This is a genomic window from Pseudoselenomonas ruminantium (genome assembly GCF_900113715.1).
Taxonomy (GTDB): Bacteria; Bacillota; Negativicutes; order Selenomonadales; family Selenomonadaceae; genus Selenomonas_A; species Selenomonas_A caprae.
On record NZ_FOQK01000001.1, the window covers coordinates 31,951 to 54,643 of the forward strand.

The following is a 22,693-nucleotide window of genomic DNA, read 5'->3' on the forward strand; positions in this document are numbered from 1 at the left end:
TTTATTATAAATCAGAAAATTAAGAATTACAATAAAATAAAAACACCGCTTCCGTTTGCGAAAGCGGTGCTGGCGACAATCAAGCGCGCAGTGAATTGAGCAGGATGAGGATAGCGGCAAGGAGCTGTCCGGCAGCTGCGCAGAAGGGAGGCAGGAAGGGCCCGCCAAAGACGTGCAGCAGACCCAGGGCTGGCGGCAGCAGCAGGAGCCAGGCAATGGCGGCAAGGATGCGATTGGCCTTGACGATGCTCATGGTACTGCGGCTGATGGTAAGCAATGACGAAAAATCCCAGAGCTTGCCGCTTTTGAGGACGATGGAAAAAGCGGGCGGTGCCTGCGGGGCGTCCGCCGAGACGGGAGTTTCGGGCAGCGCGCCAACGTGGATGCTGAGATCGGCAGCAGCCATGGCGGGCATATCCGTAGCCGGATTGCCTGCCATGGCCAGCGTTGCACCATGGGCACGCAGCAGCTGGATCTCGCGGACCTTGTCCTGGGGGGAGAGGTTCGCATGGGCTTCATCGATAGCAGCCTGTTTGCGGACTGCGTTGGCTGTGCGGCGGCTGTCACTGGTCAGCATGACAAGTTTCAGCCGCTGGCGGTGGAATTTGTGGAAGGCCGTGATGTTGTCCTGCGGGATCTCGTCGGCCATGGCGATGATGCCACGGCAGTATTTATCGTTGGCGACGAATACAGTTGTCTGTCCGCGCTGGGATAGCTGGTCGGCCTTGGTCAGCAGGTTGGCACTGATCTCGATGCCTTCTTCCTGCAGCCATTCGCCTCTGCCGACCCGCAGCGGTGAGCGGTTGATCAGGGCCTCTACGCCGTAGCCGGGGAATTCGTTGGCGGCCGACAAACGCTGGAGATGCAGCCGGCGTTCGATAGCGGTCTGGTAGATGGCCTGGTAAAGTGGCTGGCTGGAATCGCGTACAGCCGAAGCGGCGAGCGCGAGCAAGGCGCCTTGGCTGATGCCCTCCGGAACGAGCGCGGCGACATAGGGATGGCCTTCTGTGACGATGCCGCCCTTGGCGACGGCAAGCGTATCGATTTTTGCCGTCTCGGCAATCACCGCCGGACTGGCAAGATCGATGTCCTCCTTTGCGGCCCGTTTCGCACCGCGGGCAAGGGCGACGGGGCGCGAGAGCCAGAGCGGTATGGGCAGGCCAGCCAGCAGGATGGCAGCAAAGATATTGATGGTTTCGGGGAGCGGCAGTCCGGTGGAATACCAATAGCCGCTCATTCCGGCAGCGAGCAATACGGCCAGGACGGTGAAATAACGGATGTTTGCTTGTTTTTTCATGCGTATGACCTCATTTTCTCAGTTTTCTGATTCTTATTATCCTGCAAAAAGCAGAAATGTGCAATAGATTAGGGGGAAACACTTGAACCCGTGGGGAATTATTGCTATCCTTATAAAGAAAAGTATGCGAAAGGACGTGGTTTCGTGATTAAAGTGGAGGGCAATGCCAAGATAAATCTCACCTTGGACATTCTGGGCAAGCGTCCCGACGGCTATCATGAAGTGGCGATGGTCATGCAGTCAATCGGCCTCAGTGATACAGTGGAAATGGAGAAGACGGATGGGCCCATCGAGCTGACGATCAATGTGCCATGGCTCAAGGCCGATGAGAAGAATCTGGCCTGGCGGGCAGCGGCATTGATCAAGGAAGAATACAAGCTGGCGGGTGGCGTGCGTATGAAGCTCACCAAGCGCATCCCGGTGGCTGCGGGCCTGGCAGGTGGCAGTACCGATGCTGCTGCCGTGCTGCGCGGCATGAAGGAGCTCTATGCGCTGGATATTTCGGAGGAAAGACTTTGCGAGCTGGGCTCTCAGCTGGGCTCGGATATTCCCTTCTGCCTGCTTGGCGGTACGATGCTGTCGACGGGGCGCGGTGAAGTGCTCAAGCGGCTGCCGGATCTGCCAGCAACGTGGGTCGTGCTGGCGAAGCCGCGTATCTCGGTCTCGACGGCCTGGGCTTATCAGAATTATGATGCACAGGGAGCAAAGGAGCATCCGGATAATGAGAGAATCCAGCAGGAAATTGCCCGCGGCGACCGAAAAGCTGTGGCCGGATTATTGTGCAATGTGCTCGAAAGTGTTACTATTAAAAAGTATGATGTGATTTCCCAGTACAAGCAGATGATGATGCAGCAGGGCGCCATGGCCAGCATGATGTCTGGCAGCGGGCCGACCGTTTTCGGCTTGGCAGAGAGCAAGGAGACGGCTGACAGGATTGCTACGCATATGCGCGAGCATACCGATGCCTATGTCTATGTCATCCGCACGACGGGGAAGGTACAGTAAACGTAGAATATCACTAAGCTACCAGAATTGAGGGAATCGTAAATGGACAACAGATTAGCTCCCATTAAGCTTGACAGCTATCAGCCGTTGCGCGAGGTCGTGTGTGAGTCTCTGCGCGAGGCTATCCGCAATGGCGTCTTGAAGCCAGGTGAACGCATCATGGAAATCCAGCTGGCCGAGGAACTCGGCGTCAGCCGTACACCGGTACGTGAGGCAATCCGCAAGCTGGAGCTCGAAGGCTATGTTGTCATGATGCCGCGGCGTGGTACTTACGTGGCGAGCATGTCGATACGTGACATCAATGAAATCTTTGAAATCCGCACGGCGCTGGAATCGTTGTCGAACGGGCTGGCAGCCGATCACATCACGGATGAGGAGCTTGAGCACCTGCAGCGCCTGCTCGTCATCATCGGCGGTTATATCAAAGAGGGCAACATGGAAAAGATCGTCGAGACGGACATCGAGTTCCATGATACGATGTACCATGCTGCCCGCAATACGCGGTTGGTCGGTATCATCTCGAATCTGCGTGACCAGCTGACGCGTTTCCGCACGCTGTCCATGTCGTATCCGGGCCGCCTCGAGGCTACGCTGGAGGAACACCGCTTGATCGTAGAAGCCATTGCCCAGGGGGATCGCAAGGCAGCCAGCAAGGCCGCTGAGCGTCACATGGAGAATTCGGAGAAGACGCTGCTCAAGGCGATGGAGATCATGGACAAGAAGAGCGAGACCAAGACGAAAGCGAGAAAGAAAAAAGCCGAGGACAAATAAGCCTTGGAATGATAAAGGAGTAATTTCAACATGTCTGATTTAGTTACAGTTATCCTGGCTGCCGGCAAGGGCACCCGCATGAAATCCAAACTGCCGAAGGTCCTGCATAAAGCAGCTGGCAAATCCATGGTACAGCATGTCATCGATGCCGCTAAGGCTGCTGGAGCCAAGCGCAATATCGTGGTGACGGGCTTCGGCGGCGATGTCGTCCGCGAGGCCATCGGGGCTCAGGCTGAGTTCGTCGAGCAGAAAGAGCAGCTCGGCACGGGCCATGCGGTCATGCAGACGGCAGACCTCTTGCAGGACGAGACGGGCACGGTCATGGTGCTCTGCGGGGATACGCCGCTCCTGACGGGGGACCTGCTGAAAAAACTCTTTGATTCCCATGTCGAAGCACAGGCGAAGGCCACGGTACTCACGGCTATCATGCCGGATGCTACGGGCTATGGCCGCATCATCCGCATGGCGGATGGCTCTGTGCAGAAGATTGTCGAGCATAAGGATGCTACGGAGGAAGAGCGTCAGGTAAAAGAAGTCAACTCCGGCATCTATTGCTTCGATGCCAAGGCTCTGTTTGAGTCTCTGAAGAAAGTCACCAATGACAACGCGCAAGGTGAGTATTACCTGCCGGATGTCCTCGAAATCCTGCAGAAGCAGGGGGAGAAGATCTGGGCTGTGGCTGCCGATGATTACGAGTCGACGCTGGGCATCAACTCCCGCCAGCAGCTGGCCGGTGCGGAAAAGATCCTGCGCCGCCGCAAGAATGAGGAGCTCATGGCTGAAGGCGTAACGCTGATGGACCCGGATACGACTTATGTCGATGCCGATGTCAAAGTCGGCCGCGATACGGTCATCTATCCGATGACCTGGCTTGAGGGCGATACGGTCATCGGTGAGGAATGCGAGATCGGTCCGAGCATCCGCTTCCAGAACGTCAAAGCAGGCAATCGCGTGACGGGACAGTTCACTTATGCCCATGACTGCGAGCTGGAGGATGGCGTCATCCTCGGCCAGTTTACCCATATCCGTCCGGATACGCATCTGGCTGAAGGCGTCAAGATCGGCAATTTCGTTGAGGTCAAGAACTCCACGGTCGGCAAAGGTTCCAAGCTGCCGCACCTTTCCTACATCGGCGATACCGATATGGGCTCGGGCTGCAACATGGGCTGCGGCACGATCACGGTCAACTATGATGGCAAGACCAAGTTCCGCACGAAGATCGGCAACGATGCGTTCATCGGCTGCAACTCGAATCTCGTCGCACCGGTCGAGGTTGAAGATGGTGCCTATGTAGGGGCAGGCTCCACCATCACCAAGAAGGTGCCGAGTAACACGCTGGCCATTGCCCGCGCACGCCAGACGAACATCGAAGGCTGGAAAGACAAGCGCAACAGCTAAGCAAAGTTTTAATAAATTTTTAAAAACAAATAGAAAGCTTTATGTTATTTTGGTACAAACAGTGCTATACTGTTGTATAAAGGGTGACTTTGCTCACTCAGGAGAAGAAAACTTTTAGTACAAAACGATTTGGAGGATTTTTACAAAATGGCTTTAGACACTGGAAATTTATGCATCCTTACCGGTAACGCGAATCCGGAACTGGCAAAAGAAATCGCTGACCATATCGGCGTCAATCTCTGCGATGCATATGTCGGTCATTTCAACAATGGTGAGACGCAGGTCATGATCAGCGAGAGCATCCGTGGCAAGGATATCTTCATCATCCAGCCGACGTCCTATCCGGTCAATGACAACCTGATGGAGCTGCTTATCATGGCAGATGCCTGCAAGCGCGCTTCGGCACACAGCGTTACGGCTGTAGTCCCGTACTATGCTTATGCCCGTCAGGATCGCAAGACCCGTGGCCGTGAGCCGATTTCCGCAAAGCTCGTCGCTAACCTCATGGTTACGGCTGGTGTTACCCGCGTGGTTACCGTTGACCTCCATGCCGGCCAGATCCAGGGCTTCTTCGATATCCCGGTCGATCATCTGGCAGCAGCTCCGGTCATTGCCAACTACTTCCGCGAGCAGAAGCTCGAGGATGTCGTCGTCGTATCGCCGGACCTCGGCGGTGTTACGCGTGCACGCGTACTGGCTGACCATCTCCATGCGCCGATTGCCATCATCGAGAAGCGCCGTCCGAAACCGGGCTGCGCTGAGGTCATGAACCTCATCGGCGATGTTGAGGGCAAGACGGCTATCATCATCGATGATATCGTTGATACGGCTGGTTCCCTCTGCGAAGGTGCTAAAGCCCTCCAGAAGCGCGGTGCAAAACGCATCTTTGCTTCCTGCTCCCATGCAATCCTCAGCGATCCGGCTGTTTCGCGCATCAACGAGTCGCCTATCGAGAAGCTCGTCATCACGAACACGATCCCGCTGCCGCCGGAGAAGAAATCCGACAAAATCGTTACGCTGTCCTTGGCCGATGCTCTTGGTGACGTAATCATGCGCATCCAGAGCCACCGTTCGGTCAGCCAGCTCTTCCGCTAATCGTATAAAGTGGTTTTCCAAGCAGTCTGCTCGCAGGAGCAGGCTGCTTTTGTGCATGAGTTACAGAATCCGGCGCTGCGTTCCAGTATAATAGGAACAGAGAGTTTCTGAAGGGGAGGAATATGTTTGGAAATGAATTCGAGTGTTACAGACTTGTTCATCCAGCACTTTGATTTTTGGCCGCATCTGTCGGAAGCGGAGAAGGATCTGATCAGTGCACATACCAATATTGTCCGCTATGCGAAAGGGACGCAGGTCCATCAAGGGCCTTTGGATTGTATCGGTGTCCTGCTCATCAAGAGCGGGCAGCTGCGTGTCTACACGATGTCTGAGGATGGCCGTGAGGTCACGCTCTACCGCCTGTTCCCTGATGATGTCGGCATCCTGTCGGCGGCCTGTGCCCTGGATGCCGTGACCTTTGATGTCTATATCGATGCCGAGGAGGATACGGAGGTGCTGTTGACGGATGCCGTGGCCTTCCGCAAGCTGGCAGACACCAATGTGTATGTGCGCTGCTTTGGCTACGAGAAGGCATCGAACCGCTTGTCAGAGATGCTCTGGAAGATGCAGCAGGTCCTGTTCCTGTCCGCCGACCGGCGGCTAGCCATTTTCCTGCTCGAAGAGAGTGAGAAGCTGGGCGGCGATGAGATCCATATGACCCATGAACAGATTGCCCGCTTCATGGGGACGGCCCGCGAGGTGGTGAGCCGGCTGGTCAAGTATTTCAGCCAGGAGGGCTGGGTGAAGACGGCCCGTGGCTGCATCCGTCTGACGAACCGTGAGGCTCTGCGCGATTTGGCTGGCTGAGCAAAATAGCAGGAAATACGCTGAGAGATGGCGAAAAAAGTCATTATCTCAGCGTTTTTTAGTGTATGTATTGTATAATGAGGGCGTTTTGTTGATGGCAGGCAGAGAGCCTGAGCCAGAAAGGGGAAAGAATATGGGACTGATCAAAGCAGCTGCTGGCGCTGTAGGTGGCGTATTAGCAGATCAATGGAAAGAATTCTTCTACTGTGACAGCCTGACGGCAGATGTCCTGGCAGCAAAGGGACAGAAGCGTACGAGCGCCAGGAGCTCGAATACGAGCGGTGAGGATAACATCATTTCCAATGGCTCGACCATCGCTGTCAATGACGGGCAGTGCATGCTCATCGTCGAGCAGGGCAAGGTTGTCGATATCTGTGCCGAGCCGGGCGAGTATGTCTATGACAAGTCAACGGAACCTTCGATATTCGGCGGCAACCTGCGCGAGGATATCCAGGCAGTCTTTGAACGCATTGGCCATCGTTTCACCTATGGCGGCGACACGGGGAAAGACCAGCGCGTCTACTATATCAATACGAAGGAAATCATGGGCAACAAATACGGTACGCCGAGTCCCATTCCCTTCCGTGTCGTCGACCAGAACATCGGACTGGATGTGGATATTTCCATCCGCTGCTTTGGCGAATACAGCTATCGGTTGACCAATCCAATCCTGTTCTATACGAATGTCTGCGGCAATGTGGAGGAAAGCTATGATCGTAGTGCGATCGACAGCCAGCTCAAGACGGAGCTCATGACGGCATTGCAGCCGGCCTTTGCCAAGATTTCAGCAATGGGGATCCGTTACAGCGCTTTGCCGGGACATACGCAGGAGATCGCTGATGCCCTCAATGAGGTGTTGAGCCAGAAATGGGGACAACTGCGCGGCATCGATGTCGTGTCGTTCGGTGTCAGCAACGTCAGCGCCAGTGAGGAGGATCAGCAGCTCATCAAGGAAATCCAGCGCAATGCGGCCTTCCGCAACCCGACGATGGCGGCTGCTCACCTTGTGGGCGCTCAGGCCGAGGCGATGCAGGCTGCGGCGGCCAATGAAGGCGGCATGGGAGCGGCCTTGGGCTTCATGGGCATGAATATGGCTGGCCAGGCTGGCGGCATGAACGCTGGCAATCTCTACGCGATGGGACAGCAGCAGGGGGCGCAGGCACCTGCTGCGGCAGCCGGCAGCTGGACCTGTGAATGCGGGACAGTCAATGAGGGCAAGTTCTGCTCGGACTGTGGCAAGGCGAAACCAGCAGCGGCAGCTTGGACGTGCAGCTGCGGGCATGCTGGCAATACGGGCAAATTCTGCTCCGAGTGTGGCAAGCCAAGGCCGGCAGGTCCCTGGACCTGTGGATGCGGCGCGGTGAATGAAGGCAGATTCTGTTCGGAGTGCGGCAAGCCGCGTCCATAAAAGGAGGGAGATTGATGGCGGAGACCTCTGTGAATTACAAGTGTCCGAATTGCAGTGCACCATTGGTCTTCCAGCCTGGCAAGGACAAGGTAAGCTGTGAATACTGCGGCAATGAATTTGCTGTGTCGGCCATCGAGGAGCTGTTCCAGAAGGAACAGGAACGTGCCGCCAGGGCGGCTGAGGCGCAGGAAGCCAAATGGGCGACGGAGCAGGCGGGAGGCCAGTGGGCAGAGGAAGAGGCTGCGGTCCTGCGCGTCTGTACTTGTCCTTCCTGTGGTGCCGAGCTTGTCTGCGATGGCAATACGATGGCGACTGAGTGCGTGTATTGTGGCAATCCGACCATGATACCGCGGAACTTTGATGGTATGCTCAAACCGGACTATGTCATTCCGTTCAAGAAGACAAAAGAGGAGGCAATGGCAGCTCTTAGGGAATTCTACAAAGGCAAGCTGCTGCTGCCGGCTGAGTTTAAGACCCAGAACCGCATTGAGGCAATACAGCCGATGTATGTACCATTTTGGCTGTTTGATTCAGCTGTGAAGGCGCATGCCGGATTCCAGGCGACGCGGGTACGTGTCTATGAGACTTCGGATGAGCGCGTTACAGAGACTTCGTATTACGACTGCGAGCGCAGCGGGACGATGGCTTTCGCCCGGATTCCCGTCGATGGCAGCGAGAAGATGGATGACAGCTACATGGAGAGCATCGAACCCTTTGATTATACGGAGATGGTACCGTTCAGCTCCGCGTTCCTGACGGGGTTCCTCGCGGATAAGTACGATGTGGATGCCCAGGCGTCTGGCCCGCGGGCGGATAAGCGGGTGGAACACAGTGCTGTCGGGGTGCTCGAAGAAAGTGTCACAGGCTATGATACCGTAGCGTGCCAATCCTCAGCTGTCATCAAGGAGGGGGGCGAGGTGGCTTATGCCATGGCACCTGTCTGGATCTTGACGACACGTTATAAGGGCACGCCGTATACGTTCATGATGAATGGACAGACTGGCAAGGTCGTTGGCAGCCTGCCCAGTGACAAGCGCAAGGAAGTCCTGTATCCGGCGGCGGTCTTTTTGCTGGTGCTGCCGATGCTTTACTATCTGGCGAAATGGATTTTTGCGTGAGGAGGAGAAGCGATGAGGAAAAAAATCTTTATGATGCTGTCGGTTCTCGTCCTGACGGTCCTGCTGCCGGCGACGGTTTTGGCAGCAGCCAGCAACCTGACCGTGCCGCAGCATGCGGGAAGCCCGGTGTCCAGCGTGGTAGACCAGGCGAAGCTGCTCAGTGACAAGCAGCGGCAACAGCTCAGTGCGCAGATCGAACAGGTGGAGCGCAACCACGGCGTCAGGATTGCGGTGGTGACGCTGCAATCCCTGCAGGGGAAGGAGCCAGGACAGGCAGCTGATGCCATCCTTGACCGTGATTATGCGGATGGTGCGCATGGCAGCATGGTCTTGTTGCTGGCGATGGATACAAGGGACTGGTATGTGTCGACGGATAACTCGATGCGCAAGCGTATCACCGATGATGGTGGCTTTGCCTATCTTTCTGATGCGTTCCTGCCGTCTCTCAAGGACGGCGATTATGCTGGGGCTTTCCGCCAGTATGTGGCGACAGCCGATGCTATGCTGGATTATTATGAAGAACAGGGCGAGCCATACGATCCAGCAAGTGAATTCAGTTTATTAGCGTTTATCGTGGCCGTTGTTTTGGCGGGACTCGCGGCCATTGGTGTCTGGCAAATTCTGCTCTGCCAGCTTAATAACGTGACGCGCGCTGTCGCCGCAGATTCGTATCTGCAGCGCGATAGTGTGGCGCTTACTGAACAGAGCGACACGTATCTTTATACCGATGTTACGCGTACGCCGAAAGCTAAAAGCAGCAGCGGCAGCAGCAGTTCAGGTGGAAGCCACGGTGGTGGTGGCGGCAAGTTCTGAGACATAGAAAAAGCCCTCCCGCAGGGGAGGACTTTTTCTATGGAATCACTGGATGAGTGTTTCGATATTTTCCTTAGGGATAAGGCCGACCGATTCGTTGACTTTCTGGCCGTCCTTGAAGACTACGAGGGTAGGGATGCTCATGACGCCGAATTGTGCGGCGAGCTCCTGCTGCTCATCGACGTTGATCTTGCCGACTTTCACTTCACTGTGCGCAGCGGCGACTTCATCGATGAGTGGGGAGAGCATGCGGCAGGGGCCGCACCATGGTGCCCAGAAATCGATGAGTACTGTGCCTTTGGCATCGAGGACTTCGGCTTGGAAATTTTCATTGGTGATGGTGATTGCTTCCATGAGATACCTCCTAGGTAAGTGACAGGATTTTGTATGGTTCGTTTCGTTACCTGCATTATAGCAGTGGAGGAAAATTGTTTTCAGTGACCGGCTCACACAGAGGCTGTGCAGACAATAAAAATATGCTGATTTTTTGCTGATACGCATGCATAAGGACGGCGGCTGTGCTATAATGGGATTTGTTTTTGAATCTGAACACGGATTTTAGGAGGAAGTAGTACAGTGGATCTAAGTATCATAGAATTATTGAAAACAATCATCCTAGGTATTGTCGAGGGCTTGACCGAGTGGCTGCCCGTATCGAGCACAGGCCATATGATTCTCGTGGACGAGTTCATCAAGCTGGATGTCAGCAAGGCATTCATGGATATGTTCCTCGTGGTTATCCAGCTCGGTGCTATCCTGGCGGTCGTGGTGCTGAATTTTGAGAAGCTCAATCCCTGGTCGTCGTGGAAGTCGCGCCAGGAGAAGCGCGAGACGATGCAGCTCTGGGCCAAGGTCATCGTAGCATGCCTGCCGGCAGCTGTCATTGGCCTGGCGTTCAACAAATACATGGAAGAGCATTTCATGACGGCACCGGTCGTTGCAGCAACGCTTATTTTCTATGGTATCATGTTCATCCTGGTCGAGAATTATAACAAGCGCCGCCGTCCGCGCGTCAATGAGCTTCGCCGTCTCGACTACAAGACGGCGCTCATCATCGGCATGTTCCAGGTATTGTCGCTGGTCCCGGGAACGAGCCGTTCGGGAGCGACGATCCTTGGTGGTATCCTGTTCGGCACGAGCCGCTATGTAGCTGCTGAGTTCACGTTCTTCCTGGCTATCCCGGTCATGTTCGGCGCGAGCCTGCTCAAGATGGTCAAGTTCGGCTTCCATTATACAGGGGCGGAGATCGTCATCCTGCTGGTCGGCATGGTGACGGCTTTCATCGTTTCCATCCTGTCCATCAAGTTCTTGCTCAGCTACATCAAGACGAATGACTTCAAGGCCTTCGGCTGGTACCGTATCGTTCTCGGTATCATCGTCATCGCTTATCTGCTCTTGGTTGGCGATCCGACGGCTGACAACTGATGCATACAGCAGCTTTCCTTTGGGAGGGCTGTTTTTTTATGGCTTGCCGTTGCTGGATAACTTTACTATAATGGGAGTTACAGTTTTGATGGGAGTGAAAACCAGAATGAAGATAATTGCAGGCCTGGGAAATCCGGGCAGTGAATATGCCAAGACGAAGCATAATGTCGGTTTTATGCTTGTCGATGCACTGGCCGAAAAGCTGGGGGTGACGGAGTGGAAGGATAGATTCGACGCGAAGATCGGCGAGGCCCGGATCGGTACCGAGAAAATCCTGCTGGTGAAGCCGCAGACTTATATGAATGAGAGCGGACAGGCTATTGGCCCGTTGATGAATTTCTACAAGTCAGCGCTGGAAGACCTCATCGTCGTCCATGACGATATGGACATCCCCGCTGGCATGATCCGCATCCGCAAGAAGGGCAGCGCAGGCGGCCATAACGGCATCAAGTCGATTCTCGCGCATGTGGGGGATGAGCATTTTGCCCGCGTGCGCATCGGCATTGGTCGTCCGCTGCCAGGCTGGACGGTGGTCAATCATGTACTGGCACCGTTTACGGCTGAGGACGAGCCGAAGATCCGTGAGGCCATCGCCTATCTGCTGCCCGCGGTGGAATGCATCGTGCGCGATGATGTCGATATGGCGATGAACCAGTATAACCCGAAGAAGCAGAAGAAAAAGAAGGCGGCACCAGCCGGCGGGGAACAGGAAGGAGAGGCAGTCAATGCATGAGAGGATTACGGCAGTCTATGCCGATGAAGAGGGAAATATCCTCGATGCGCCAGGCATGCAGGGCATGGGGCGCACGGGGCGTGAGAATATCCTGCTGAAGCCTGAGGATCTGATTCCGCTGCCGGAGAGTGCAGATCTCATGCTGCTGCCGGATCGCCTGGCTGTGGGCTGCACGGCAGATGGCGAGGTCATGCCGATAAGCGGCCTGGCCGTTGCGGCCATCCTGCCTGCCGGCTATACGCGCCTTTACATGCCCGCCTATGAGCGGGCCGAAGAGGCTGAGCGCCTGCCGCTCTATGGCTATACGGCCGTGGTGGTCTACAAGGATGAGCTCTATTGTGCGGCGGTCTATACCGATGAGAACGACAAGTGGGATCCGGTCCACTACAATACGAAGGAACTCAAGAATCTCGTCAAGCGCACGAAAAAAGATCTGCCGGGCAACCGCATCGTCGAGCAGGTCGGCGGCTGCTCCCTCAACTGGCATTGCTGCACGGCACAGAATCTCTTCTATCGCCGCTGGGAGTGCGGCATCCCGACCTCACCAGTCTGCAATGCCAACTGCTTTGGCTGTATTTCGCTGCAGCCGGCAGAGTGCTGTCCTTCGCCGCAGGAGCGCATCAAGTTCCGGCCGACGCCTGAGGAGATCGCCGAGGTGGGCATCTACCATCTGAGCGTGGCTCCCGATGGCATCATCAGTTTTGGCCAGGGGTGCGAGGGCGAACCGTCGTTGGCGGCTGACAATATCGCAGCCGGCATCAAGCTGATCCGTGCCAAGACGAGCAAGGGGCAGATCAACATGAACTCGAATGTCGGCTGGACTGAGGGCGTAAAGAAGATCGTCGATGCCGGGCTCGATTCGTTGCGCGTCTCGATCATCAGTGCGCGTGAGGAAGGTTATGATGCTTATTACCGGGCCAGCTATCATCTGGAGAACGTCAAGGACTCCATCCGCTATGCCCTGGAAAAAGGTGTCTATGTATCCTTGAATCTCTTGTACTTCCCGGGCTTCAATGACCGTGAGGAAGAGCTTGCCGCTTGGCAGGAATTCTTCCGGGAGCTACCTGTGCAGATGATCCAGGTGCGCAATCTCAATATCGATCCCGATGCGTTCCTCGATATCATGCCGGAGCCGCAGGGCAAGGCCGTGGGCACGCGCAGATTCATCGAGACGCTGCATGCGGAGTTCCCGCAGCTGGTCATCGGCAGTTTCAGCCACTATGTGGAGGATTGACGCTATGATTGCAATCATCAATGGCCGGTTCATCCTGCCCGATGCCAAGGGGGACTTTGCCATCGTGACGGACAAGGCGATCCTTTGCGAGGGGGAGCGCATCGCAGACATCGTTGATGCGCAGGAAGCGGCAGCTCTGCCCGCAGAAAGCATTATCGATGCTGGGGGCGGCTATGTAGCGCCGGGCTTCCTCAATGTCCATGTGCATGGCTGCGATGGGATGGATACGATGGACGACGATGCGCAGGCCTTGCCGCGCATGGCAAGATTGCAGGCCAAGACCGGTGTCACGGGCTTCCTGCCGACGACGATGACCTGTGCCTGGACGGAAGTGGAAACGGCGTTTGCCCATATCCGCCAATGCATGCAGAAGCAGCCAGAGGGAGCGCGCGTGCTTGGTGCGCATATGGAGGGCCCCTTCATCAGTCCGGCCAAGAAAGGGGCGCAGGCCGAAGAGAATATCCGCCAGGCGGATTTCTCGCTGGTCGAGCCGTGGCAGGATGTTGTGCGCATCATTACACTGGCACCTGAGGAGCTGCCGGATCCTGCTTTTGTTGCATCCTGTGAGCAGGCAGGCATCACAGTCTCTATCGGCCACACGGCGGCTGACTATGATACTGTGATGGATGCCATCGAAAACCATGGCGTCCACCATATCACGCACCTCTACAATGCGATGACGCCGTTTCATCATCGCAACCCCGGTGTGGTCGGTGCGGCACTGGATTCGGCGGCCAACTGTGAAATCATCGCCGACAATGTCCATGCGCATCCAGCCGCCCAGCGGCTGCTGTACCGGGCCAAGGGCGGCAGGCATATCATCCTGATCACCGATTCGCTGCGGGCCTGCGGCATTGGCGACGGGCCATCAGAGCTTGGCGGGCAGGCGGTATTTGTCAAAGGTGAGCTGGCGACGCTGGCCGATGGGACAATCGCGGGCAGTGTGGCGACGATGAACCGGTGCGTGGCCCACTTCTGGGAGAATACAGGAGCGCCGCTGCCGCTGGTCATCGAAATGGTGACGAAGACCCCCGCACAGGAATTGGGCCTTTATGAGGAGCTCGGCTCGCTGGCGGTTGGCAAGCGGGCCGACATCGTGATTTTTGATGATGCGGTCGGTATCCAGCGGACAATCATTGGCGGCAAGTCGTTGGACTGAATCTGACGGCCGTCACATAAGAGATACAGAACTGTTGAGCAATCGGCAGTTCTTTTTTTATGCAAAAAGTGCGCAATCTGACAAGTGATTGATTTTTATCACAAAATTTTCAGACGCGTGACTGCGGCAACATCAGACAATGATAATAACCGCTATAATTATAGTAATAACTGCGGCCATTTGCGCTGCAACAAGAATGACAGGGGATTATGGGGAAGGATGACTATGGAGAGACGCACGTTTATCAAAATGGCGGCAGGTGCGGGACTGCTCGGCTTGGTCTTTGGCGTCAGCAAGGGCAGAGCGTCGCCCAGGCTCAGGCCGCCGGGGGCGGAGGATGAGGAGATGTTCCTGGCCAAATGTGCCCGTTGCGGCAAATGCGCCGAGGTATGCCCGCTGGGCTGCATTCAGATCGCACACGCGGAGGATGGCATTTTGTCGCTGGGGACACCGTATATGACGCCGCTGGAACATCCCTGCGACCTTTGTATGAAATGCACTGAAGTCTGCAGTACAGGTGCATTGAAGACAATTCCGAAGGAAGAGGTGCGCATGGGCATTGCGGTCATCGACAAGGATCTCTGCATTGCGCGCCGCGATGATGACTGCCAGACCTGCTATCGCACTTGCCCGCAATATGGCAAGGCAATCAAGCTCGAGAAGCTCAAGTACCCGGTCATCGATCCGGACTACTGCACCGGGTGCGGCATGTGTGAACATGTCTGTCTGGGCAATCCGAAGGCAGTCCATGTCAAGGTGCGGGAACAGGAGGCGAAGCTATGAAGTATAAACGTAAGTACATTCGCCGCCTGATCCAGCTGGCAGCTATCGGCTGGCTGCTGCCGCCGGTATATTTCCTGGGGACGGTTTGGATAGGGACGTATATATCGGCCGATTTCCTTGGGGTCGGTTTGACCGATCCGCTTTCGGTATTGGAGATCACCCTGGCGGGCAGGGCCTTTTGGCCGGCCCTGTGGCTGTCGGCATTGCCGCTGGTTGTGCTGGCGCTGCTCTTGGGGCGCGTATTCTGCAGCTATATCTGTCCGTTGAATTTCCTGCTGGAGCTTTTGCCGCGCAGGCAGGACAGGCAGCTGACGCTGAAGATACTGCCCATCGTTATCTTGATCCTGGTGCTGCTGCTGTCGCTGCTGTTGGCGGTTCCCGTCAATAACACGCTGTCGCCGGTCTTTGCGCTGATGCGTGTGTTGTTGTTCGGCTGGGGCCTTGAGCTGCTGCTGGTGGCAGTGGCAGCAGCCAGCGCATTGCGCTGGGGGCAGAAGATATGGTGCCGGGCTATCTGTCCGCTCGGTGCGGTGTATGGATTGCTGGGAATCAAGCGCCGCTTGTTCCTGCAGGTCGATGCAGCCAAATGCGTCCGCTGCGGCAGATGCCGGGCGGCATGTTCGATGGGGACATACCCAGGGGGCAGCAGCTGGAAGGAAGCGTATATATGCACGAACTGTGGCGACTGCTTGGATGTCTGTGACAAGGATGCAATCAAGTTTATATGGAGTGGAAAGGGAAAAGACACTCTAGGGGAGGGAAAGTAAGATGAAATTATCAGAATTGCCAGATAAGAAATTCAAGCTCAAACACATCGCTATCGCAGGCCTGGCCTGCATTGTCCTGCTCGGTGCGTCGACGGTTATGATCGAAGCGACGAATACGACGTCGTTCTGTTCAACGACTTGTCACGAGATGGAGCCGATGGCGAAGAGCTATGACCATTCGATCCATGCCAAGGCCGGTGTCGGCTGTGCTGACTGCCATGAGAAGCCGGGCCTTCAGGGCACCATCGCCTCGAAGTGGCAGGGCACCCAGGAGCTTTTCCTGCATGTGACCGGTCAGGTGCCAGATCCGATCAAGATGACCGATGCGCATAAGAAGGTCAACTGCTATATCTGCCATCAGGATAAGATCATGAACAGCGAAGTGGCGGCAAAACACAAAGACCCGCATACGGCCAAGCACTTTGAGAATGGCATGAACTGCCTGACCTGCCATACGGGTGTGGTCCACGATGATAAGGTCAATATGGATGTGCCAGGGCGTGAGCGCTGCTATACCTGTCATCTGGATAATATGGGCAAGCTGTAAGGAGGCATAATGATGAAATCGATAACGCGTAGAAATTTCCTGAAGGCGATGGCCGTTTCCTGTGCCATGCTTACAGCCGGATGTACCTCGAAAGACCGCGATACACAGAATGGCCCCAAGGGGGCCGAAGATGCCGAGAAATGGGTGAAGGGCGTCTGCCGTTACTGCGGTACTGGCTGCGGTGTGCTGGCTGGTGTCAAGGGCAATAAGATCGTGGCCGTAAAAGGCGATCCGGATTGCGCGGTCAACAAGGGACGTCTTTGTGTCAAAGGCATACTGCTGCCGAAGATCATAAACACGAAAGACCGCGTGCTGCATCCATTGATCAAGAAGAATGGCGAGTTCGTCGAGGCTTCCTGGGATGAAGCCCTTGACCTCATCGTCTCCAAGATCAAGGAGTCGGTTGACCAGTATGGCCCGGATTCCATCGGTTTCTACGGTTCGGGGCAGACGTTTGCCGAGGAGACTTATGTAGCGCAGAAGGTCATCCGTGCGGGCATCGGTACGAACAACATCGATGGCAATCCGCGTACCTGCATGGCGTCGGCTGTCGCAGGTTTCATGACTTCGTTTGGTGAGGATGAACCGTCGGGCACCTATGCCGATATCGAGGAGGCCGATACATTCTTCATCATTGGTGCCAATCCGGCCGAGGCGCATCCAGTGCTGTTCTCGCGCCTGATCGACCGCAAGAATTCCAACCCCGATGTCAAGGTCATCGTGGCAGACCCGCGCAAGACGCGCACGGGCGATATCGCCGATTACTATCTGGAATTCATTCCAGGCCGTGATCTGGCCCTGCTGAACTCGATGGCCCAGGTCATCATCGAGGAGAATCTGATCAATCAGGGCTTCATCGACCGTCATACGGAATTCATGAAGGGGACGGATAAGCTGTCCTTTGATGCGTATAAGGCCTTCCTGCAGGATTACACGCCGGAGAAGGTCGAGGCGGTTTCGGGGATCCCCGCACAGACTATCCGCGAGGTAGCAAGATTGTTTGCTGCTCCGGGGCGCAAGACCATGTCGCTTTGGTGCATGGGACTCAACCAGCGCACACGCGGCGTCTGGGTCAACAACCTTGTCCACAACCTGCACCTGCTGACGGGCAAGATCTGCTCACCAGGCAATTCGTCCTTCTCGCTGACTGGCCAGCCAAGTGCCTGCGGCTCTGTCCGCGAGACGGGTGGTCTTTCTCATATCCTGCCAGCACACCGCCTGGTGGCAAATGCAAAGCATCGCGAAGAGCTGGCGAAGATTTGGGGCATAGATCCTGCGCGGATGCCGAGCAAGCCTGGTTATCATACGCTGGCGATGTTCAAGGCTGCTGTCGAAGGCAAGCTCAAGTTCCTTTGGGTCATGTGCACGAATCCTGGACAGTCGCTGCCGAATCTTGAATATTACCGTCCGGGCATGGAGAAGACGTTCATGGTCGTTTCGGAGGCGTATCATCCAACGCGCACGTCCGAGCTGGCTGACGTTGTCCTGCCTGCTGCCTTGTGGATGGAGAAAGAAGGCGTCTATGGAAATGGTGAGCGCCGCACGCAGCATCTGGCGAAGGCAATCGATCCGCCGGGGGAGGCCAAGCCGGATCTGGAAGTCCTCATCGAGGTGGCAAAGCGCCTCGGCTATGAGGAGCTTGTCCCGTTCCAGACCCCAGAAGATGTCTGGAAAGAATATCAGAAATGCCAGGAAGGTACAGCGATGCAGCTGGCTTCGTATGACCGCCTGCGCAAGGAGCATGGCCTTACCTGGCCAGTGCCGGGGGATGACAAGCCAGAGACGTATATCCGTTACGCACGTCCTTGGGATCCGTACGTCAAGGAGGATGCGCCGGATGGCATCGAATTCTACGGCCGTCCGAACGGGCGCGCAGTCATCTGGGCACGGCCGCAGGTCGACCCGCAGGAGAATCCGGATGCGGAGTACCCGTTCTATCTGACGACGGGACGTATCCTGGAGCATTGGCATACGGGAACCATGACCTTCAATGTGCCGGAGCTCAAGAATGTTGTCGGGGAGATGTATGTCGAGATCCATCCGGAGGATGCAGCTGGTCTGGGGATTGCAGATGGCGATGAGGTGGATGTGATTTCACGCCGTGCGACTTGTACGCTCAAGGCGCATCTCAACGGTCGTGGCCGCCCGCGCAAGGGCCTGGTCTATGTGCCGTTCCACGATCAGGTCAAGGAGCGCATGATCAACCGTGTGCTGCTCGATGCCTTTGATGCGGCATCCAAGCAGCCTGAGTATAAGGTCTGTGCTGTGAGACTGCAGAAGCATCAAGCCTGAAGAAGAGGCATCTTGTTTGATGGGATAAAAAATATAGAGCCGCTTGTTTTGGCAAGCGGCTCTATATTTTTTGTCAGCGTTTCTGGTGATTGGCATATCTGGCCAGAGCCAGCGTGTAGGCATCGGGGCGCTGCCCTTTGGGAGCGATGCCTGTGCGCAGGTAGTCCTGTGCTTTCTGGAGGTCATGTTTCATCTTCCCATAATGCTGGCAAGTGTGCCAGACGGAGAGGATTCCCCAAGCTGCGCCGAAAGCGACATGCAGTTTCTTCCCGGCGAAGATGGTGGCGATGGTGCCGGCTGAGGCCAAGGCTAGTGGCCAGCCGAGCGGCATGGTTTGCAGTCTGTTCTTGACATTCATGATAGTTCCTCCCTTATGTTGGAATGGTTAGCGGTTCTTTTCTGATTATATCATCTTTGGGGATGCAATTACCATAGCACGAGTTTGGACTTTCCTGGGGAACTTTGCTATAATGTAATGATGTATAAATAGAAATATTGATCGAGGTGTTTTATCCATGGAACTGGAAATGGATGTATTAGTAAAACGTTTTAAGGACTATATCAGCTTTGATACGCAGTCTGACGAAGAAAATGATAAGGTCTGCCCGAGTACGCCGGGACAGTTGGTACTGGCCAAACATCTCGCCGAAGAATTGAAGGAAATCGGCCTTACGGAGGTCGAGCTTGATAACCATGGCTATGTCATGGCAACCCTGCCAGCAAATGGCGTCACGGAGGCGCCGGTCGTCGGCTTCATCGCGCATGTGGATACGAGTCCTGATGCCTCTGGGGCGGACATCAAACCGCAGATCGTCAAGGATTATGATGGCAAGGATGTCGTGCTCAACGAGAATGGTCCGATTGTTTTTTCGACGAAGGATTTCCCCGAGGTGCTCAAGTACAAGGGCCAGGACATCATGTTCACCGATGGCACGACGCTTTTGGGCGCTGATGACAAGGCTGGCGTCACGGCTATCGTGAGTGCTATGGAATATCTTGTCAAACATCCGGAAATCAAGCATGGTAAGATCCGCGTCGGCTTCACGCCCGATGAGGAGGTGGGACGCAGTGCCGACCGCTTCGATGTTAAGAAGTTTGCGGCTGATTTTGCCTATACGATTGATGGTGGCGAGCTTGGCGGACTGGAATATGAGAACTTCAATGCGGCGAATCCGACTATCACGTTCCATGGCCGCAGCATGCATACGGGCAGTGCCAAAGGAAAGATGATCAATGCGCTTAGCGTGGCCGCTGAGTGGCAGCAGATGCTGCCAGCCGGGGAGAAGCCGGAGTATACGGAAGGCTATGAAGGCTTCTATCAGGTACACAAGCTCGAGGGCGGTGTGGAGAAGTGCACGATGCATATGCTGATCCGCGACCATGACCGTCAGAAGTTTGAGGCCCGCAAGGCCATGCTGCAGACGATTGCCGATTTCCTCAATGCCAAGTATGGTGAGGGCACAGTAGAGATCACGCCGCATGATGTCTATTACAACATGCTCGAGAAAATCGCGGATGGCAATATGTATGTGGTGGAATTGGCCAAGCAGGCCATGGAAGGCTGCGGCGTTACGCCGGATGTGCAGCCAATCCGTGGTGGCACGGATGGTGCGCGCTTGTCCTTCATGGGACTGCCATGCCCGAATATCTTTACGGGCGGGGCCAACTTCCACGGCCGGTTTGAGTATCTGCCGCTCGAATCCCTCAAGAAAGCCGGGGAGACGGTTCTCGGCATCGCGGTGGGAGCGGCAGCGTTGAAGAAATAAGGGATAGCGATGAAGATCATTGACGCGCATCTGCATATGGGGGCGGACGCCTATTTCGATGAGATCGCCAAGGCGGCGGGCCACGAGAACAATGCAGAGCATTTGGCAGAGCAGTACCGCGCCCGAGGCATGGTGCATGGCATCATCATGGGCAATCTGCCGCTGGAGAATACGGCGCCGCAGTACCCGCGCTTCATGAGTTATTGTGTGGGCATTGACAGCCGCACGGGCTTTGACCGTGAAACAATCAAGGCCCAGGCGGCGCTGGTGAGGCAGCACTTCCAGAATCCACAGTGTGTGGGGCTCAAATTGTATCCAGGCTACAATTATTTCTATATCTATGATGACTGCCTGGAGCCCTTTTACGAGTTAGCGGAGAAGTATGATAAGCCCGTGGCTGTCCATATGGGGCTTACGGCATCAAACGACGCGCTGCTCAAGTACAGCCACCCGCTGGTCATGGATGAGGCGGCCACGAAATTCCGCGGGGTGCAGTTTGTCATGTGCCACTTTGGCGAGCCGTGGTTTGAGGATGCAGCGGCGGTGATTGAGAAGAATCCCAATGTCGTGGCTGACCTGTCGGGGATACTTACGGCTAAGATCCCCGATTTTGCGGCATTCCTGCAGAAGAAGCATTTCTATATCGACCGTATGAAGGGATGGCTGGAATACCTGGACAGTTATGACCGGTTCTTGTTCGGTACGGATTGGCCCTTGGCAAATCTTGGTGACTATATCAAGTTCACCAAGGAAATCATCCCCGCCGGGCATTGGGAGGCCGTGTTCGCTGCAAATGCCCAGCGTGTCTATCATCTGCAGTTGACGGAAGAGAATACCATAAATCGATATCAAGTGAAGGAGTAATGGAATGGCATTATTAGAGATAAAGAAGGCCGGCGATCCGGTCTTGAAGGAAGTCTGTGCGCCAGTCGAGAAGATTGACAAGCAGCTGAAGAAACTGATGGATGACATGGCTGAAACCATGTATCAGAACGATGGTGTGGGCCTGGCCGCACCGCAGATCGGCAAGTCTATCCGGCTTGTCGTCATCGACTGCCAGGATGACCATGGCCTCATCGAGCTCATTAATCCGGTCATCACGTTCCGTGAGGGAACGGCGCTGGATACGGAAGGCTGTCTTTCGGTACCGAATATCTTCGGTGAGGTCGAGCGCTCGGCCAAGGTCAAGGTAGAGTTCCTGAACCGCCGGGGCAAGAAACAGCATTTGACGGCAACGGGGCTGCTCGCACGCTGCATCCAGCATGAGCTGGATCATCTGGAGGGGCAGCTGTTCATTGATGTGGCAAAAAGCATCCGCAGGGGGAATCAGGAATGAAGAAGTTCCGTGTAATCTTTATGGGGACGCCGGAGTTTGCCGTGCCGTGCCTGGCTGCCCTGCATGAGCAGTGCGAAGTCATCGGTGTCATCACGCAGCCGGATAAGCCACGTGGCCGCGGGCAGAAGCTGATGCCGTCACCGGTCAAGGCTTGGGCGGTAGAACATGAGCTGCCGGTCTATCAGCCGGAAAAGATCAAGACAGAGGAGTTCACGGCCAAGCTCGAGGAGCTCAAGCCGGATCTGATGGTCGTCGTGGCTTTTGGCCAGATCCTGTCGCAGCGCATCCTGGATATCCCGCCCTATGGCTGCATCAATGTGCATGCATCGCTGCTGCCGCGCTACCGTGGGGCAGCACCGATGCAGTGGTGTGTCATCAATGGTGAGGTCAAGACCGGCGTAACGACGATGTTCATGGATGCTGGCCTTGATACGGGCGATATGCTGCTCAAACAAGAACTGCCGATTGGTCCGGATATGACGCTGGAAGCAGTCCATGACGGCCTGATGGCGATGGGGGCGGATGTGCTCATGACGACGCTGGAGCAGCTGTCCGAGGGGACGCTTACGCGTACGCCGCAGACTGGTGAGTCGAACTATGCGCCGATGCTCACGAAGGAGACCGGGCATATTGACTGGTCAAAGCCAGCGCAGCAGGTCCATAATCTCGTGCGCGGCCTGAATTCGTGGCCGGGGGCATTCACGGAGCTGGATGGCAAGAAGTATAAGATCTGGCTGACGAAGAAAACGGGCTGCAAGACTGAAGCCGTTCCGGGGACGGTCGTCAAAGCGGACAAGAAGGAAGGACTTCTGGTAGCTGCTGGCGATGAACTGCTGGAGATCCTGGAACTGCAGGCACCGGGGAAGAAGAAGATGCGTGCAGCCGATTACTTGAATGGCCATGGCATCAGCCTGCCGGCGGCATTTGCCTGAGGGATTT

The 22,693-nt window shown here is 55.7% G+C and carries 23 protein-coding genes; 20 read left to right on the forward strand and 3 right to left on the reverse strand.

From position 1 onward, the window contains the following. Positions 1-79: 79 nt before the first annotated feature. On the reverse strand, positions 80-1,297 hold the full coding sequence (locus BM181_RS00155; protein ID WP_075441326.1) for an HAD-IC family P-type ATPase: 1,218 nt from the start codon (positions 1,295-1,297) through the stop codon (positions 80-82). Between the two features lie 144 nt (positions 1,298-1,441). Between BM181_RS00155 and ispE the strand changes: the two genes are divergently transcribed. From ispE to BM181_RS00195, 8 genes are all read left to right on the forward strand, one after another. After that, positions 1,442-2,302, forward strand: coding sequence for a 4-(cytidine 5'-diphospho)-2-C-methyl-D-erythritol kinase (gene ispE / locus BM181_RS00160; protein WP_075441621.1), 861 nt, complete (start codon positions 1,442-1,444; stop codon positions 2,300-2,302). A 42-nt stretch (positions 2,303-2,344) separates the two neighbouring features. Next, positions 2,345-3,073, forward strand: coding sequence for a GntR family transcriptional regulator (locus BM181_RS00165; protein ID WP_075441328.1), 729 nt, complete (start codon positions 2,345-2,347; stop codon positions 3,071-3,073). Positions 3,074-3,103: 30 nt separating this feature from the next. After that, entirely contained in the window at positions 3,104-4,471 is a 1,368-nt protein-coding gene (gene glmU / locus BM181_RS00170; RefSeq protein WP_075441330.1) for a bifunctional UDP-N-acetylglucosamine diphosphorylase/glucosamine-1-phosphate N-acetyltransferase GlmU, read from the forward strand. Positions 4,472-4,618: 147 nt separating this feature from the next. After that, positions 4,619-5,566, forward strand: a complete 948-nt coding sequence (locus BM181_RS00175; RefSeq protein ID WP_075441623.1) for a ribose-phosphate diphosphokinase — start codon at positions 4,619-4,621, stop codon at positions 5,564-5,566. Positions 5,567-5,698: 132 nt separating this feature from the next. Further along, positions 5,699-6,373, forward strand: coding sequence for a Crp/Fnr family transcriptional regulator (locus tag BM181_RS00180; RefSeq protein ID WP_075441625.1), 675 nt, complete (start codon positions 5,699-5,701; stop codon positions 6,371-6,373). 133 nt (positions 6,374-6,506) lie between these two features. Next, positions 6,507-7,781 carry an SPFH domain-containing protein gene (locus BM181_RS00185; RefSeq protein WP_075441332.1) on the forward strand — a complete coding sequence of 425 codons (1,275 nt, stop codon included), beginning with the start codon at positions 6,507-6,509 and terminating at the stop codon, positions 7,779-7,781. A 14-nt stretch (positions 7,782-7,795) separates the two neighbouring features. Further along, positions 7,796-8,899, forward strand: a complete 1,104-nt coding sequence (locus BM181_RS00190; RefSeq protein WP_075441334.1) for a TFIIB-type zinc ribbon-containing protein — start codon at positions 7,796-7,798, stop codon at positions 8,897-8,899. Between the two features lie 12 nt (positions 8,900-8,911). Beyond that, positions 8,912-9,712 (forward strand): TPM domain-containing protein, encoded by an 801-nt coding sequence (locus tag BM181_RS00195; protein WP_082336079.1) that lies wholly within the window; start codon positions 8,912-8,914, stop codon positions 9,710-9,712. Between the two features lie 45 nt (positions 9,713-9,757). Here BM181_RS00195 and trxA read toward each other — a convergent pair whose 3' ends face one another. Beyond that, positions 9,758-10,066: a thioredoxin gene (gene trxA / locus BM181_RS00200; protein WP_075441336.1), complete on the reverse strand. Its 309-nt coding sequence runs from the start codon at positions 10,064-10,066 to the stop codon at positions 9,758-9,760. Positions 10,067-10,288: 222 nt separating this feature from the next. Between trxA and BM181_RS00205 the strand changes: the two genes are divergently transcribed. The 8 genes from BM181_RS00205 to BM181_RS00240 all read left to right on the forward strand — a co-directional run bounded on the left by BM181_RS00205 (position 10,289) and on the right by BM181_RS00240 (position 18,652). Continuing rightward, positions 10,289-11,137, forward strand: a complete 849-nt coding sequence (locus tag BM181_RS00205; RefSeq protein WP_173371064.1) for an undecaprenyl-diphosphate phosphatase — start codon at positions 10,289-10,291, stop codon at positions 11,135-11,137. 106 nt (positions 11,138-11,243) lie between these two features. Further along, positions 11,244-11,870 carry an aminoacyl-tRNA hydrolase gene (gene pth, locus BM181_RS00210; protein WP_075441338.1) on the forward strand — a complete coding sequence of 209 codons (627 nt, stop codon included), beginning with the start codon at positions 11,244-11,246 and terminating at the stop codon, positions 11,868-11,870. Further along, entirely contained in the window at positions 11,863-13,104 is a 1,242-nt protein-coding gene (locus tag BM181_RS00215) for a radical SAM family protein (RefSeq protein WP_075441340.1), read from the forward strand. The genes pth and BM181_RS00215 overlap by 8 nt, the downstream gene beginning before the upstream one ends. 4 nt (positions 13,105-13,108) lie before the next feature. Continuing rightward, positions 13,109-14,263 (forward strand): N-acetylglucosamine-6-phosphate deacetylase, encoded by a 1,155-nt coding sequence (gene nagA, locus BM181_RS00220; protein WP_075441342.1) that lies wholly within the window; start codon positions 13,109-13,111, stop codon positions 14,261-14,263. A gap of 219 nt (positions 14,264-14,482) precedes the next feature. Next, positions 14,483-15,046, forward strand: a complete 564-nt coding sequence (locus BM181_RS00225) for a 4Fe-4S dicluster domain-containing protein (RefSeq protein WP_256211220.1) — start codon at positions 14,483-14,485, stop codon at positions 15,044-15,046. Further along, positions 15,043-15,813, forward strand: coding sequence for a 4Fe-4S binding protein (locus BM181_RS00230; RefSeq protein WP_075441346.1), 771 nt, complete (start codon positions 15,043-15,045; stop codon positions 15,811-15,813). Before BM181_RS00225 ends, BM181_RS00230 begins: the two co-directional genes overlap by 4 nt. A gap of 1 nt (position 15,814) precedes the next feature. Continuing rightward, positions 15,815-16,360: a cytochrome c3 family protein gene (locus BM181_RS00235; RefSeq protein ID WP_075441348.1), complete on the forward strand. Its 546-nt coding sequence runs from the start codon at positions 15,815-15,817 to the stop codon at positions 16,358-16,360. 9 nt (positions 16,361-16,369) lie between these two features. After that, the gene (locus tag BM181_RS00240) at positions 16,370-18,652 is read left to right on the forward strand and encodes a molybdopterin oxidoreductase family protein (RefSeq protein ID WP_256211221.1); all 2,283 of its coding nucleotides are present in this window, start codon (positions 16,370-16,372) and stop codon (positions 18,650-18,652) included. A gap of 73 nt (positions 18,653-18,725) precedes the next feature. Here the strand turns inward: BM181_RS00240 and BM181_RS00245 are convergent, their stop codons facing one another. Further along, positions 18,726-19,010: a hypothetical protein gene (locus tag BM181_RS00245; protein ID WP_075441352.1), complete on the reverse strand. Its 285-nt coding sequence runs from the start codon at positions 19,008-19,010 to the stop codon at positions 18,726-18,728. A gap of 157 nt (positions 19,011-19,167) precedes the next feature. Between BM181_RS00245 and pepT the strand changes: the two genes are divergently transcribed. Genes pepT through fmt form a run of 4 tightly spaced genes read left to right on the forward strand, consistent with a single transcriptional unit; the run spans position 19,168 to position 22,686 of the window. Next, positions 19,168-20,418 (forward strand): peptidase T, encoded by a 1,251-nt coding sequence (gene pepT / locus BM181_RS00250; protein ID WP_075441354.1) that lies wholly within the window; start codon positions 19,168-19,170, stop codon positions 20,416-20,418. Between the two features lie 9 nt (positions 20,419-20,427). Continuing rightward, a complete protein-coding gene (locus tag BM181_RS00255) occupies positions 20,428-21,282 on the forward strand; it encodes an amidohydrolase family protein (protein ID WP_075441356.1) in 855 nt (284 codons plus the stop codon). A gap of 4 nt (positions 21,283-21,286) precedes the next feature. Beyond that, entirely contained in the window at positions 21,287-21,754 is a 468-nt protein-coding gene (gene def, locus BM181_RS00260) for a peptide deformylase (RefSeq protein WP_075441358.1), read from the forward strand. Continuing rightward, positions 21,751-22,686 (forward strand): methionyl-tRNA formyltransferase, encoded by a 936-nt coding sequence (gene fmt, locus BM181_RS00265; protein ID WP_075441360.1) that lies wholly within the window; start codon positions 21,751-21,753, stop codon positions 22,684-22,686. Before def ends, fmt begins: the two co-directional genes overlap by 4 nt. Positions 22,687-22,693 lie beyond the last annotated feature (7 nt).

Bases quoted from the DNA above. Each gene is read 5' to 3' on its own strand.
- BM181_RS00155 (WP_075441326.1), bottom strand. From the start codon at position 1,297: ATGAAAAAACAAGCAAACATCCGTTATTTCACCGTCCTGGCCGTATTG.
- BM181_RS00165 (WP_075441328.1), top strand. From the start codon at position 2,345: ATGGACAACAGATTAGCTCCCATTAAGCTTGACAGCTATCAGCCGTTG.
- glmU (WP_075441330.1), top strand. From the start codon at position 3,104: ATGTCTGATTTAGTTACAGTTATCCTGGCTGCCGGCAAGGGCACCCGC.
- BM181_RS00175 (WP_075441623.1), top strand. From the start codon at position 4,619: ATGGCTTTAGACACTGGAAATTTATGCATCCTTACCGGTAACGCGAAT.
- BM181_RS00180 (WP_075441625.1), top strand. From the start codon at position 5,699: ATGAATTCGAGTGTTACAGACTTGTTCATCCAGCACTTTGATTTTTGG.
- BM181_RS00185 (WP_075441332.1), top strand. From the start codon at position 6,507: ATGGGACTGATCAAAGCAGCTGCTGGCGCTGTAGGTGGCGTATTAGCA.
- BM181_RS00190 (WP_075441334.1), top strand. From the start codon at position 7,796: ATGGCGGAGACCTCTGTGAATTACAAGTGTCCGAATTGCAGTGCACCA.
- BM181_RS00195 (WP_082336079.1), top strand. From the start codon at position 8,912: ATGAGGAAAAAAATCTTTATGATGCTGTCGGTTCTCGTCCTGACGGTC.
- trxA (WP_075441336.1), bottom strand. From the start codon at position 10,066: ATGGAAGCAATCACCATCACCAATGAAAATTTCCAAGCCGAAGTCCTC.
- pth (WP_075441338.1), top strand. From the start codon at position 11,244: ATGAAGATAATTGCAGGCCTGGGAAATCCGGGCAGTGAATATGCCAAG.
- BM181_RS00215 (WP_075441340.1), top strand. From the start codon at position 11,863: ATGCATGAGAGGATTACGGCAGTCTATGCCGATGAAGAGGGAAATATC.
- nagA (WP_075441342.1), top strand. From the start codon at position 13,109: ATGATTGCAATCATCAATGGCCGGTTCATCCTGCCCGATGCCAAGGGG.
- BM181_RS00225 (WP_256211220.1), top strand. From the start codon at position 14,483: ATGACTATGGAGAGACGCACGTTTATCAAAATGGCGGCAGGTGCGGGA.
- BM181_RS00230 (WP_075441346.1), top strand. From the start codon at position 15,043: ATGAAGTATAAACGTAAGTACATTCGCCGCCTGATCCAGCTGGCAGCT.
- BM181_RS00235 (WP_075441348.1), top strand. From the start codon at position 15,815: ATGAAATTATCAGAATTGCCAGATAAGAAATTCAAGCTCAAACACATC.
- BM181_RS00240 (WP_256211221.1), top strand. From the start codon at position 16,370: ATGATGAAATCGATAACGCGTAGAAATTTCCTGAAGGCGATGGCCGTT.
- BM181_RS00245 (WP_075441352.1), bottom strand. From the start codon at position 19,010: ATGAATGTCAAGAACAGACTGCAAACCATGCCGCTCGGCTGGCCACTA.
- pepT (WP_075441354.1), top strand. From the start codon at position 19,168: ATGGAACTGGAAATGGATGTATTAGTAAAACGTTTTAAGGACTATATC.
- BM181_RS00255 (WP_075441356.1), top strand. From the start codon at position 20,428: ATGAAGATCATTGACGCGCATCTGCATATGGGGGCGGACGCCTATTTC.
- def (WP_075441358.1), top strand. From the start codon at position 21,287: ATGGCATTATTAGAGATAAAGAAGGCCGGCGATCCGGTCTTGAAGGAA.
- fmt (WP_075441360.1), top strand. From the start codon at position 21,751: ATGAAGAAGTTCCGTGTAATCTTTATGGGGACGCCGGAGTTTGCCGTG.